The following is a 13,380-nucleotide window of genomic DNA, read 5'->3' on the forward strand; positions in this document are numbered from 1 at the left end:
TGATTTTTAAGAATAAAAATGCTGAAAAACCCTATCTTTGAGGTGAATATGCATCATTCTGTATGCTCAGTATTTTCTCTATACAGATCAAATTAGCTCACTTTTTGCTGAAAATGGCCAAAAACAAATAAAAAGGGCAGATCGTAAAAGGCACTGTCACATCATGTTCATATTCACTTTTTATTGTGCGCTCAAACCATGCCACTTTGGCCTGAGGGGAAGAATACAATGAGCAATCTGAATAGCCGTTTAGGCAGAAATAAACGTGCGGGCTTTCAGCTCAGCACACTGGTCTTGTCAATGTTAAGCCTGACACATGTTTATGCGCAGGAAGAAAATAATGTTGAATACGTGCAGGTCATTGGACAAGCCGCAAGTATGGATAAAGCACTCAAAGAACAAAAACGTGCCGACCAAATCAGCAGTGTGGTACATGCCGATGGCATTGGACAATTACCCGATGACAATGCCGCAGAAGCGTTGCAACGGATACCAGGTGTATCTACAGAGCGTGACCAAGGCGAAGGACGTTTTGTTTCCGTTCGTGGTTTAGGCGCTGACTTAAATGCAGTAACCATCAATGGTACTTTGGTTCCCGCGCCTGAAAGCGATCGCCGTGGCGTAGCATTGGATGTCTTACCTTCAGACCTAGTACAGTCATTGGCTGTGGTGAAAACGCTGACACCAGACATGGATGCCAACTCATTAGGTGGTACGGTGCAGGTTGAAAGTTTATCGGCTTTTGACCATGACGGTTTGTTTTATACGGGAACGATTGAAGGTGGTTATGATGAAAAACGGGAAAAATATAGCCCTAAAGCATCTGGTGCTATCAGTAATCGTTTCAGTGTTGGTGAGGGGCAAGACAACCTTGGGGTGGCACTGGCACTGAGTTATCAAAACCGAAAATTTGGCTCGGACAATGTTGAAACGGGTGGGGCTTGGGATGGTGACGCACTTGAAGAAACCGCAATGCGTCAATATGACATCGAACGTGAGCGCATTGGTGCGGGTTTAAACTTTGATTACCGTCCGAATGACACAGGCGAATACTATTTAAGAACTTTATATAGTCGCTTTAAAGACACTGAATCACGTCAGGAAGTGGCGGCTGAATTTTCTGATCCACAACTTGCAGGCCAGCGTGGTGATGCAGAAGTGACTCGTTCACTGAAGAGCCGTGAAGAAACACAAGAAATACAGTCTTTTGTCCTCGGAGGTAAGCAAGGTTTTGGCACGTGGACGGTGGAAGGTCAGCTCGGTTATAGCGAAGCATCGGAGGAAAATCCAGGGGGAATTTCGGGGGCAAAATACCAAGGTGATTTTAGTAATGTTGGATTTAATAATACGCAAAAACCTGTAATTACGGCAGACCAAGATTTTTATGATGCGGCCAACTATGAGTTAGATTCGGTGTCGTGGGAAAAATCTAAAACCACCGATAAAGAATACAACGGTAAATTAGACTTTTTGAAAGACTATATGCTGGGGAATTATGCTGCTGCATTGAAGTTCGGCGGAAAAATCAGTCAACGTGAAAAAACCAACAATACCGATGAATGGAAATATGAAGATCTCAGTACGTCAAGTTCAGATTTCAATTCAAACAGCCATTATGAACTGGGTCAGTTTGGTCCAACCATTAATAAAAACGCTATTAAAGATAAAATCAGTGGATTAAATCCAAATGATTATGTGGTTGCTGACGGTTCAATCATTAATGACTTTAAGTCGAATGAAGACATACAAGCGGCTTATGTCATGAATACCGTTGATTTGGATCAACTGCGTGTGATTGCAGGCTTACGTTATGAAAATACCAACTTTGAAGCACGTGGTTTTGAGTTCAATGATGATGTGATTACTGCGACTAAATATGAAAATGACTATGATCATTGGTTGCCGAGTTTACATTTGCGTTATCAATTGGCCGATAACGCATACCTCCGTGCCGCTTGGACCAATAGTGTGGTCCGTCCAAGCTTTGCGCAAAGTGCACCAGGTGTCTATATCGATGGTGATGAAGCTGAGTTTGGTAACCCAATGTTAAAGCCTTTAGAGTCTTCTAACTTTGATCTGGGTGTAGAAAAGTATTTTGGCAAAGCCAGTATGGTGGGTTTCTACGCATTTTATAAAGATATCGATAACTTTATTTATAACACCAATATTGCAGGAACAGGGCAATGGGCTGACTTTGATGAAGCTATTACCTATAAAAATGGTAATGAAGCAAAACTGTACGGGATGGAGTTTGCCTACTCACAAAAGTTTGACCATCTAGGAGCGCCTTGGAATGGTTTCTTGCTGGGCTTTAATACGACCTTTAGTAAGTCAGAAGCAGATATTGATTCGATGAAAGATGGCGAACTTCTGAGCCGTCGTATTCATTTACCAAACCAGTCGGATGTGGTCGGTAATGCCATGATTGGTTGGGAAAATGAGCGCTTTGGTGTACGACTTTCAGCAAATTATAAATCGAACTATTTGTATGCATTAGGTGATATCGACACGCCAGAAAAAGACATTTATACCGATGATCAAATCTTCCTTGATTTCAGTAGTCATGTGAATTTATCTAAAAACTTACAATTGAAGTTTGATGTGCAAAACATCACCGATGAAACTTATTACAACTATGCAGGCTCTAAGGCTTATAACGCTCAATATGAAGAATATGGCCCAGCATACAAACTTGCACTGACCTACACCCACTTTTAAGTCGAATTAAATTTAGTTCTCAGGTTTGCTCAGCAGAAGCAGACCTGAGTTTCCTTGCCCAATTTTGAGTGTCTCTATGAAATTTTCATCTTTTAAATTGTCTGCTTTAAGCAGTTGCTTACTGTTACTAGCAGCATGTAGTCAACACAGTATGCCTCAGCCTACGCAGAGTAGCCAGTTGTTAAGCCCAGTTGAAATACCAATAGATCAGCCCATGGCAGCGAAGTTGCAATTACGTGAAGTCGACATGAATGGGGCGAAAACTGAGGATGTGCAATGGTTAACCTTGAGTGCATGGCCTGAAGTTGCCGCACTGTTGAGCAGTAAAAATAAAGGGCTACAAATTTTAGATGATCAACAAAATGTACTACATCAAATTCAAGGTCAGTTTGGGCGTTTTGATTATCGGATTGGTTCGGAGCGATTATTGATTGCTGCGTCAAATGTGCAACAACAGCAAATTCAACTGATGAGCATGAACTTAAAAAATAAAGCATGGGACAAACCTAGCTTCATTCCAAAGCGTTCATTTAAGTCTGAAGATGTTTGCCTATATACCGATGCTCAAGGGCTGAGTTTTGCTTTTTTAGTGGGTGAAGAGGGGCTTGGTGAGCAATGGTTGGTGGCTCAGCATGAAAAGGCTTTGGTTCAACCACAGTTGGTACGTCGTCTTAGTTTTCCACCTGCCAGCAGTGTATGCAAAGTGAATGATAGCACCGCAGAGCTGTTCATTAATGAAGAGAATGTTGGGGTTTGGGCATATCCAGCACATTCTGAAGCTGACATGGTGCGTCAAGCGGTAGATCTCGTGCAACCCTTTGGTTCGATGCAAGGTTCACCCTCTGCAATTGCGATTGTAGATGATCATATCGCTGTACTCGATGCAGAAAAACCTTTGCTTTATCGTTATCAAAAGCAAGATAAGCAATGGAAAGCACAGCCACCTTTACAATTAGACACGGTGAAAGAAGCAGAGACTTTGAGTGTTCAAGGTAATTTAACCGACAAATCCTTGCTGATTTTAGATGATAAAACCGTAAAAGTGGCGGATGCGGAATGGGAAACTCAGACCCAGACCAAAGCTCAGAATATCATCACCATTCCAGCAGAAGTGCAGACGGAGGGTGTGCCAAGTACAGGTGACGCGGCTGATGATCCTGCGATTTGGCATAACGCTACACAACCGAGTCAATCCCGCATTTTAGCGACAGATAAACAAGGTGGTTTACAGGTTAACGATTTACAGGGCAAAACCGTGCAGTATTTGCCAGTAGGGCGATTGAATAATGTTGATGTACGCTACGGTTTTAAATGGGGCAATCAAACGGTCGATTTGGCTGTGGCATCGAACCGAGATCATAACAGTCTGCATCTCTTTGCGATTCAACCCAAAACGGGCAAGGTTTCTGTGCTCGGCGAGCTAGCAACTACATTGGATGATATTTATGGCATTTGTATGTACCGCGATGCTCAAGGGGAAATCTATGCCATTCCCAACGATAAAAACGGGACTTTTGTTCAATACCACATCACGGCTGCACAGCAAAAATTACGGGCTGAAGAAGTACAACGTTTTTCAGTTCAAACCCAACCTGAAGGCTGTGTCGTAGACGATGCCACAGGACGTATTTTCTTGGGTGAAGAAGATGTCGCGGTGTGGGTAAAAGATCTCAATCCAAAAACTCAGCTCCCTATGCAGCAGGTGATAGGTGTAGGAGAGGTGATGCATGATGACATTGAGGGAATGGGACTTTATCACGGTAAAAAGCAAAGTTATTTGGTAGTTTCAAGCCAAGGCAATGACAGCTTTGTGGTGCTTGATGCCGCAGCACCTTATACGGTTCGTGGCGCATTTCGTGTAGGCATCAATATCGACAAAGGCATTGACGCTGTGTCTGAAACAGATGGACTAGATGTGAGTTCCCTAAATTTTGGTGGCAAATGGAAGCAAGGCATGTTGGTGGTGCAAGATGGACGTAAACGGATGCCTGAAACCAATCAGAACTTTAAATATGTGCCGTGGGAAAAAATCGCTCAAGCCCTGCATTTGGACTAAATAGCGCTTTAGTACATAGGCTGGGGCAAAGAGTCACAGCCCATTTTAAAAATATACATGTACTGCACCATGCAGTAAAAAATTGGAGTGCGTTATGCAAGCAACAATGGATCAAATGTCGGTTTGGATGTTGATTAGCCATGCCAGTGTGTTGGTGAAAGTAGTGATGTTGATTTTGGTTTTATCCTCAGTCGTAAGTTGGTATTTAATCGTGCGTCACGGTATGTTACTTCGTGGACAAGAGCAGCTTTGGAACCGCTTTTTAAAGAATTTTAGACAGCAAAAAGATCTCAATCTTTTACAGCAAGATTACCAACAGCCTGAACAACAGAAAGGCGTAGTCAGCATTTTTCAACATGGGGTGGATGAATACCATCAATTGATCAAAGATGACCAACTCACTACAAGTGATGTGATTGATGGGGTAGAACGTCGTTTGCTCAGCAGCATCAGTGAAGAAGAAGAAAAGCTTCAGCAAAATCTGACCTTTCTTGCAACAGTCGGTTCAGTCAGCCCGTATATAGGCTTATTTGGAACGGTCTGGGGCATTATGAATGCGTTTATTGGACTGTCTGCCGTTGAACAGGCAACCCTCAATACAGTTGCACCAGGGATTGCAGAAGCGCTGATTGCGACAGCTATTGGTTTATTTGCCGCTATTCCTGCGGTCGTGGCGTATAACCGCTTTTCGGCACGTGCTGACAAGCTTTCCAGTCGTTATTACGGTTTTGCCAATGAGTTGCAAACGCGTATTTATCGTTTGTTGGGGCACACTGAGCGCACTTCGCGTTAAGGAGCAAGAACCATGATTAAGCGTCCTCAAAAATTAAAACCCAATGCTGAAATGAATGTGGTTCCTTATATTGATGTCATGTTGGTGTTGTTGGTAATTTTTATGGTGACTGCACCAATGTTGACGCAAGGCATTCAAATTGATTTGCCTAAAGTGGATGCCAATGTCATGCCCGCGTCACAACAGCAGCGTATTGTAACCTTATCTATTCAAGCCAATGGCCAGTATTACTGGAATATTGGATCAGAAGTGAATACCGAGAAAGTTACGGATCAGGCCATTGATTTAGCCACTATGCAACAAAAGCTCGTTCCGATTATTCAAAAAGATAAAAGCTTACAGTTTTATGTACGTGCCGATCAGGATGCTGATTATCAACTGGTTGCACAGGCCATAGCATCCTTGCAAAAAAGTGGGGTAACGAACTTGGGGCTAGTGACAGAGGAACCACAATCATGATGACAACCGTTTCCAAAATTAGGTTTCGTGATCAAGGCCTAGCACTTTCGGTCACGGCTGGATTGCATATTGCGCTAATTGCATGGTTATGTACGGTTGAGATGCATGAAACATTGGCGGAACCCAAGCCGAAAACCATTCAATTACAATTTGTGCAAATACCCCCTCCAGCCAAACAACAACCTGAACCTAAAAAGCCTGAGCCGATAGTCGAAGAAAAACCCTTACATGAGCCTGTCAAGAAACAGGTTGAGAAACCTACTGAAGTCCAACCGAAAACCACCAAGAAGTTTGTAGAGTCACAGAGCAACAAAATTGTACCTACAGCGTCTAAACCGACACAGCAAGTCGTGACGGAAAAGCAAACGGCAGTAGCGGAATCTCAGAAAACAGTAGATACGCAGTCTCAAGCGGATATACCAACTCAGACCAAGACCCAGAAATCAGTAGAACCTAAAGCACAAACTCATCCTGAATCATTTGATGTTAAAAATTATCAACCTGTTACAAAAATAGCACCAGCTTATCCTGAACAAGCTTTGGATCGTAAGCTGGAGGGGGATTGTACGGTGGTGTATAGCGTGAACGAAAAAGGACGGGTAGAAAATCCAAAGGCACAAGGCGACTGCCATCCGATGTTTGTACGACCTTCGATTCAGGCTGCTCTCACTTTTAAATATCAGCCTCGTCTCGTCGATGGCAAACCGACTAGCGTGTTGAATGTTAAAAATACTTTCCAATATCGTATTGAAAGTTAATTGTATTGATCAATTGAGGAAATCACTCGATTTAGTTTGATTAGAGTGCCTGACTTGCTTTAATTTTAATGCTTTAAATACATTAAGTTGGTTTAAGTGCAAAAATTAGCCCAATCTGCCATCAAACTCTTACGTTTTTCAAGATAAGCTCCGCGTAAATAAGCAGCTTCAACTTCATCTGGCAATTTATGTGCAAGTACATGTTCACAAACTTCACGAGGGTAATCGGTTTTGTCTGCTGACCAATCTCGGAAGGTTGATCTAAAACCATGTGTAGTAATCACACGATTCTGCTTAGGATCAATATAGCCTAAGCCATTTTCTTTAAGCTTTTGTTCATGCATACGCTTGATCAGAGTAGTCAATGACATGTCAGATAGCATTCTGCCATTGCGTGGTGCTGGAAAAATAAAATCTTGCGGCTGAGTATATTCTTGGATGGATTCAAGTAAGTTAATCGCTTCTTGAGATAGGGGCACACGGTGTTCTTTGTCTGCTTTCATACGCTCTTTAGGAATGATCCAAACTTTATTCTTAAAATCAATTTCCTGCCATTTGGCCCCAAAAACTTCCCCAGAACGACATGCAGTTAAAATTGTAAATTCTAGTGCCTTTGGTGAAATTCCTTTTTTCTGTCTCAGATGCTGGATAAACTCAGCAACCTGTTCATAAGGTAGGGATGGGTGTGGGCGGGATTCTTGCTTTAAGTTACCTAAGATAGGCTCAAGATTACCTTTCCAAGCGGCTGGGTTATCACCCACAAAATATCCCATCGCTTTAGCATAATCGAAGATGGTTTCTATACGACCACGAATACGTCTGGCTGTTTCATTCTTCTCAATCCAGATCGGTTTGAGAGCTTCAGCAATAGCTACTTTGGTAATGGTGCCAATAGTGAGATCACCCAGCGTTGGATAGATATAGGTTTCCAGTGTTGATGACCATTGCCCAATATGCTTTTCATTTTTGAGTTCACGGGTTTTATTGGCAATAACAACTTTCGCACATTCCATGAATGTTTTGTTCCGTAGTTGCTGAACAAGAAGCTTTTCAAGCTGTTCTTGTTTGTGTGCAATAGGATCAATGCCACTTCGTATTTGTAATCTCAATTCGGTTGCTTTGGCACGGGCTTCGGCTAAAGAAACTTCAGGGTAGGGACCAATGCCAATATCACGTCGATGAGGTTTTAGTTTTCCTTCTTTATCTAACCGTTTGCCAACAACAGCACGCAAAATCCAAACACGAGAATTACCTTCGACGTTCAGGCAGAGGCCATCAACACCGCCAACAGAATGTCGTCCAGTCGCCTTAATTTTTGCTACACTTAGAGCAGATAGCTCTTTAGATTTCTTTGGCATGTTTTTTTACCCCACAACCTACCCCTCATAAAATACTGGAACTGGTAGAATGAGACAAGATGTGTTAGGATGATTAAAATGTTAAAACATTGAAATATATCTGTTTATAATATTTATTTGGATTGCTTAGGATTATTGTTAGACGGACACCGCTTCTGTCGAACTGAAAAATTAAATACGTAAATTATAAATTTTAATTTAGTGTACCTTTTTGTATACCTTTTTATATGTTTTGTGGAAAAGTTGTTTAATATCAAATGTAAGATACTGCTGCATCATCGGCGTGTGGGATGAAAGATCAGCCATAACTGTGTCACTATTCATGCGTATTAAATCCTTAAAAATAAAGCGTCAATATGAGAGTATGAGATTTTGGTTTCTAATAAACGTGAATAACTTTGATGTACATATGAATAAACAAAAACAAAAAAGTTTACGTTTTAGTGTACCTCTTTTATGTCAAAAAACTCTTCAACCGAGTATGAGAAATGAGGTGATTTTCTCATGTTTGACATCTTAGCAAATCGGATTGGATTCACAAAAAAAGATTCCTTGTTCAGCTGAAGAAATAAACAACAAAAAGAGAGATAAGGTAAAAATGGGTTTGACAATATGCGTGTTATTTACTCATCTAAATTTAACTTTAAGCAAATTCTTCATAAAGTGTACGCTATAGTTTTTATTATAAAGATTTGATTTATAATATTTTAATTGTTTTTTACATTTTTGGTTACAAGGCTTTTGTCGACAAACTTATTGTATATTTGTCATATTTTGCTAGCAAAAACTTAGTACATCTTATTTTTGTTGTTAGCGGTGTACTTTTATAACGCATAACTGCTTTTACGGTAACTCTCTTACTTTGCGATACATTTTGTGGCAATTACACCATTTAGACTCAGTGCAGTTATGTTTTTCTAATTTAAAAAAGGAAGTGTTTCAATGAATAATATACAAATTAAAGTGAAGGACCAATTTGAAACCGAAAATATTGCAGTTGCGTTTATTAAAAAAGTGAATGAACAAGACATTCCTTTATTCAAGCGCATAGAGCATATTGAAATTGAAGGGGAAATCTTAAGACCGAATATGGAATTACTTTTCGAAAACCCTAAAGATGGACGTATTTACCAATTTGTTGATATTGTAGATATAAATTAAATTCTATCAGCTATAAAACCCGATCTGGACTTAGCCTAATAAGCTGGATGGTTATTCTGAGGACTGAGCTCTGTACTCTACAGGGCTCAGTCCTTTTAATTTAACCTTGATTTTGTCCAAGATCATAAAATTTTATTTGATCTGCTCTAAACCTTGATCATCGATAATATGTTTCGCTTGTGGTGATTTCACAAATTGAATTAACTCCTTAGCCAATACTTCATTTTTAGAGTTTTTCCCGATACCTGCAGAAAATATAGTCACTTTTTGATAGGGGGCTGGAATAGGTCCTACTAATTCAACCTGTCCATATTTACCTGTAAATGGTTTGATTTCACTGATTTGTTGGAAACCAATGTCAAATTGTCCTTCCGCAACACGTTTAGCAACTCGATCACCGACAACCTTTTCGGCTTTAGCACGAATTACTTTATATTCCACGGGCTGAAAACTTGGGAAAACATCCTTTTCAAGGTGTGTACCACTCGCACTTGCAGAATATCCAATTTGTCGTGCATCTAATAATGCTTTTTTAAAATTTTCAGCAGAACTGATATCTGGTTTTTTGGCACCTTTAGGTATCGCCATGCCAATGCTAGAGTTGACTAAATCTACATGCGTATTTGAGTTGAGATAACCTTTGTCTATTAGTTTGTTGAGTTCAGGTGAGGCTAGAATGACGACATCGAATTGTTCGCCACGCTCCAGCCGATTTGGGATAGATGTACTTGAGGCTCCCATAGATGAACCTGAGGATAGCTCAATGTTATGACCTGTTTTTTCCTCAAAAAGAGGGATGAGTTTTTCCATAGAAGAATAAAACCCACCAGAACTAATTACTTTGAGTGTATCTGCATAAACTTTAATCGGACTGAAGCTAAAACTTACTAAGCAAACAATTGTTAAGAATGGAGATTTTTTCATGTTAGATCGCTTAAATTGAGTACAGTATGGAAAATGACTACAGAGCACCATATTGTTGATGAATAAAGAATTTCTTGTTTCAGATGCTATTTTCTGGGCGATGTTATGACATAGCGCTGTTGTTATGGAATAGCACAAGAAAAATAGGTGTGAGATCTGACACAGACTGGAAATTAGCTTGAGTTCTTATATATTGGCATTTAGAAACCTCCTTGTTCTATATTGTTATGTTTTACCTGATCTGGTTCTTAGTTAATTAGTTTCAACTTAGCTGAGATCAAAGATAATCTTTTGAGTAGAAGAGAGATGTTTTATGCTTAGGATGAACATGCCATCAATATTTCAATAATTAGAAATAGCTCTTTGACTCAATAAAGAATGTAAACCCAAATAAAAGTAAGGAGTGATAGGTCAAATCTAATGAGGTATTTAAAAAAACTAATGGCGTTCTAGAAAATTAATTCAGAACATGGCCAGCTTTTGTTCTGTACAAGCGCTTTAACACAGGCTTTGATTGCTGATTTAGCGGCTAACGCAGCAGGTGATAATTGTTCTTCGGCGATGCTCACTAAATAATTGATACGTTCAATTTCTGGATCTACGATTTTAAGTAGCTGTAATTTATGTTTATATTCTTGTAGACAAGCACTCCCAGGACGAATACTTACAAGATCTAGGTGAATCAGACTATCCATGAGTAAATGTAACCCATCAATCTCATAAGCAACCTTTACTACACCAATCTTATGTTCTAAGAATTTTCTCAAACTATGTCTTTGGCGAGGTAGAACTAAGGGAATATCACCAATGTATTGAGACTGAATCACACCGCTCTTGAGGCAGTCATGAAGATGATGTTTTTCTAAGATTTCTCTACGTCCCATTAAATACATTTGCTCTCGAACTAACGGTTGTATAGACCATTGCCTGTCTACTTCATTGGTAAAAATAATAGCGAGATCAAGTTGACGTGAGTTAATTGCTTGTATCAGATTGCCAGATAGGGTTTCTATCATTTCAAGACGAATGTCAGGATAGCGTTCTGACATCAATTTCATTAATGGTATGCCCAATAATGCTGTAATTGTGGGGGGTAAACCAATACTGACATGACCTGAGAGCCTTGCTGAGTGTGCTGCATCAATTGCAAAGTTGATCTGTCTTAGAATTAATTGTGAATGTTTTAAAAATGCGAGTCCTGCTGGTGTTGGCGATACTCCAAAAGCATTTCGCTGTAATAAACGTATACTTAATTCTTGCTCAAGCTTACTAATTTGCTGACTAATCGCCGAAGCACCAATATCAAGTTTCTGGGCTGCTTTTCCAATACTTCCTGCTTCAACTACCGTTAAAAAGTATTTTATTTGTTTAATTTCCATGAAAAAGTTCTCTAAGCATCCATGTTGAATATTTCTAAAAATATTACTAAACATATCAAGTAATATTATTTTAATAGTGTCTACAAAATTAATGCTTATTCAAGCAAAAAATATATTGATCTTGGGTGGAGAGAGAACGTAATTCTGAGTTTTAAAGATTTAGCCTATATTTTTTTTAAATACCTTAGCAAGTGTTTTTAATCTTATTTCAATCAAAACAATGGTTTAAATTGTTTTTTACGTATATGCAATTTGGAGCTAAAACACTCTGAAATTCAATACTATTTAAAATAATTAAATACCCCTTTAATTCTTCGCTATCACAGCAGCTCGCTGTTTCAAATTAAAGTAAGGAAAATTTGAGAGGAGTGAGATCGATGGACGATGTTCTCATTGTTGGCAACAGGAATGCCGCGTTGTATCAGAAATGTTTGCTTGTTTTTGAATATTCATCATCACATGAATTGGGTTTGAATTCTCATCTAAAAATAACAACAAGTTAGTTTTGAAATGCATACGAATTTTATCGTGTTTGCTGTCTTAGATTGTGTCTAAAGTTATGTAATAACGTAGGTTTTTCTTGGGGTGAGGCTCTATCTCACAACACTTACATTGAAACTCGCTGTTTATAAAAATTTTTCAAATCACCAAGGCTAAACAACGACCAAGGAGGTTCTGCAATGGTAGTAGGGAAAACTTTAATGGATCACTTAAACAATAAGGATATTTTTGTAATGAAAAAACTTTCATTTGCTCTAGTTACATGTTCGAGTCTGATTTTCACTGGATGTAATACTAGTGGTGCAAAAGAGGTAGGGCAACCTAAACGTCCTGAATGCATTGCCCCAGCAAAGCCTGGTGGTGGTCTGGATATGACTTGTAAATTAATCCAAGCAGGTTTGAAAGAAACAGAGGTTTTAAATGATCCAATCCGCGTAACGTATATGCCAGGTGGAGTAGGTGCAGTTGCCTACAATAAAATTGTGAGCAATGATTCTTCAAATAATGAAGCTGTAGTTGCATTTTCCACTGGATCATTACTCAATCTAGCCCAAGGTAAATTTGGAAATTTCACAGAAAAAGATGTGAGATGGCTTTCAGGTGTTGCGGTTGATTATGGTTTAGTTGCCGTACATAAAGATTCGCCTTATCAAACCTTGGGTGATCTGATAAAAGATCTACAAAAAGACCCTAAGGGAATCAGTTTTGGTGGAGCTGGTAGTGTTGGTGGTCAGGATTGGATGCAATCAGCAATGCTTGCAAAAAAAGCAGGAATAAATCCTTCGACAATGAGTTTTGTTGCTTTAGAGGGAGGGGGCGAAGTTTTAACTGCACTTTTAGGTCAGCATGTCAAAGTGGCAGTTGGAAATATTAGTGAAGTCAGTTCAAATTTAGAAGCTGGCAGAATACGAGTACTTGCTGTATTTGCAAATGAGCGTTTACAAGGCAAATTTTCAAACTTACCAACTGCGAAAGAGCAGGGTTATGATATTGAATGGCCTGTGATTCGTGGCTTTTACATGGGACCTAAAGTCAGTGATGATGCTTATCAATGGTGGAAAAAATCATTCGATAAAATGATGGAAAACAAAAAATTTGAAACCGTTCGTAATAATCAGGATTTGTTGCCATTTGCACTGACTGGCGATCAGATCACAGCTTATGTCTATAAGCAAACTGATCAAATGCGTCAATTATCTGCTGAATATAAATTATCTAAATAATCAATGAATGAGTGCCAAATCGATGATTTGGCACTTTTCGTCGTGTTAAG

The 13,380-nt window shown here is 39.4% G+C and carries 10 protein-coding genes; 7 read left to right on the forward strand and 3 right to left on the reverse strand.

The genetic code is table 11. The features are described from left to right. The first annotated feature begins 228 nt into the window (after nucleotides 1-228). The 5 genes from DS737_RS05630 (at nucleotide 229) to DS737_RS05650 (ending at nucleotide 6,784) form a co-directional block, all read left to right on the forward strand. Nucleotides 229-2,718 carry a TonB-dependent receptor gene (locus DS737_RS05630; protein ID WP_113997000.1) on the forward strand — a complete coding sequence of 830 codons (2,490 nt, stop codon included), beginning with the start codon at nucleotides 229-231 and terminating at the stop codon, nucleotides 2,716-2,718. A gap of 76 nt (nucleotides 2,719-2,794) precedes the next feature. Further along, a complete protein-coding gene (locus DS737_RS05635; protein ID WP_113997001.1) occupies nucleotides 2,795-4,774 on the forward strand; it encodes a phytase in 1,980 nt (659 codons plus the stop codon). 94 nt (nucleotides 4,775-4,868) lie between these two features. Continuing rightward, nucleotides 4,869-5,567 (forward strand): protein TolQ, encoded by a 699-nt coding sequence (gene tolQ, locus DS737_RS05640; protein WP_113997002.1) that lies wholly within the window; start codon nucleotides 4,869-4,871, stop codon nucleotides 5,565-5,567. A 12-nt stretch (nucleotides 5,568-5,579) separates the two neighbouring features. After that, a complete protein-coding gene (tolR, locus tag DS737_RS05645) occupies nucleotides 5,580-6,026 on the forward strand; it encodes a protein TolR (RefSeq protein ID WP_086208627.1) in 447 nt (148 codons plus the stop codon). Beyond that, the gene (locus tag DS737_RS05650) at nucleotides 6,023-6,784 is read left to right on the forward strand and encodes an energy transducer TonB (RefSeq protein WP_228206848.1); all 762 of its coding nucleotides are present in this window, start codon (nucleotides 6,023-6,025) and stop codon (nucleotides 6,782-6,784) included. The genes tolR and DS737_RS05650 overlap by 4 nt, the downstream gene beginning before the upstream one ends. A gap of 92 nt (nucleotides 6,785-6,876) precedes the next feature. Here the strand turns inward: DS737_RS05650 and DS737_RS05655 are convergent, their stop codons facing one another. Beyond that, entirely contained in the window at nucleotides 6,877-8,142 is a 1,266-nt protein-coding gene (locus tag DS737_RS05655) for a tyrosine-type recombinase/integrase (protein WP_113997003.1), read from the reverse strand. A gap of 942 nt (nucleotides 8,143-9,084) precedes the next feature. Here DS737_RS05655 and DS737_RS05660 point away from each other — a divergent pair. Further along, nucleotides 9,085-9,303 (forward strand): hypothetical protein, encoded by a 219-nt coding sequence (locus tag DS737_RS05660; protein ID WP_004639915.1) that lies wholly within the window; start codon nucleotides 9,085-9,087, stop codon nucleotides 9,301-9,303. 132 nt (nucleotides 9,304-9,435) lie between these two features. On the opposite strand, the gene DS737_RS05665 is transcribed toward DS737_RS05660, so the two are convergent. Continuing rightward, complete coding sequence (locus DS737_RS05665) at nucleotides 9,436-10,227, reverse strand: substrate-binding domain-containing protein (protein WP_213068181.1); 792 nt, start codon at nucleotides 10,225-10,227, stop codon at nucleotides 9,436-9,438. Between the two features lie 449 nt (nucleotides 10,228-10,676). After that, a complete protein-coding gene (locus DS737_RS05670) occupies nucleotides 10,677-11,606 on the reverse strand; it encodes a LysR family transcriptional regulator (RefSeq protein WP_113997004.1) in 930 nt (309 codons plus the stop codon). 680 nt (nucleotides 11,607-12,286) lie between these two features. On the opposite strand from DS737_RS05670, the gene DS737_RS05675 reads away from it, so the two are divergent. Next, entirely contained in the window at nucleotides 12,287-13,330 is a 1,044-nt protein-coding gene (locus tag DS737_RS05675) for a tripartite tricarboxylate transporter substrate binding protein (protein ID WP_113997005.1), read from the forward strand. Nucleotides 13,331-13,380: the final 50 nt, after the last annotated feature.

Source organism: Acinetobacter haemolyticus (genome assembly GCF_003323815.1).
Taxonomy (GTDB): domain Bacteria; phylum Pseudomonadota; class Gammaproteobacteria; order Pseudomonadales; family Moraxellaceae; genus Acinetobacter; species Acinetobacter haemolyticus.

Coding starts and splice junctions, on each gene's coding strand:
- DS737_RS05655 (WP_113997003.1), bottom strand. CDS start 8,142: ATGCCAAAGAAATCTAAAGAGCTATCTGCTCTAAGTGTAGCAAAAATT.
- DS737_RS05675 (WP_113997005.1), top strand. CDS start 12,287: ATGGTAGTAGGGAAAACTTTAATGGATCACTTAAACAATAAGGATATT.
- DS737_RS05670 (WP_113997004.1), bottom strand. CDS start 11,606: ATGGAAATTAAACAAATAAAATACTTTTTAACGGTAGTTGAAGCAGGA.
- DS737_RS05635 (WP_113997001.1), top strand. CDS start 2,795: ATGAAATTTTCATCTTTTAAATTGTCTGCTTTAAGCAGTTGCTTACTG.
- DS737_RS05630 (WP_113997000.1), top strand. CDS start 229: ATGAGCAATCTGAATAGCCGTTTAGGCAGAAATAAACGTGCGGGCTTT.
- tolQ (WP_113997002.1), top strand. CDS start 4,869: ATGCAAGCAACAATGGATCAAATGTCGGTTTGGATGTTGATTAGCCAT.
- tolR (WP_086208627.1), top strand. CDS start 5,580: ATGATTAAGCGTCCTCAAAAATTAAAACCCAATGCTGAAATGAATGTG.
- DS737_RS05660 (WP_004639915.1), top strand. CDS start 9,085: ATGAATAATATACAAATTAAAGTGAAGGACCAATTTGAAACCGAAAAT.
- DS737_RS05650 (WP_228206848.1), top strand. CDS start 6,023: ATGATGACAACCGTTTCCAAAATTAGGTTTCGTGATCAAGGCCTAGCA.
- DS737_RS05665 (WP_213068181.1), bottom strand. CDS start 10,227: ATGAAAAAATCTCCATTCTTAACAATTGTTTGCTTAGTAAGTTTTAGC.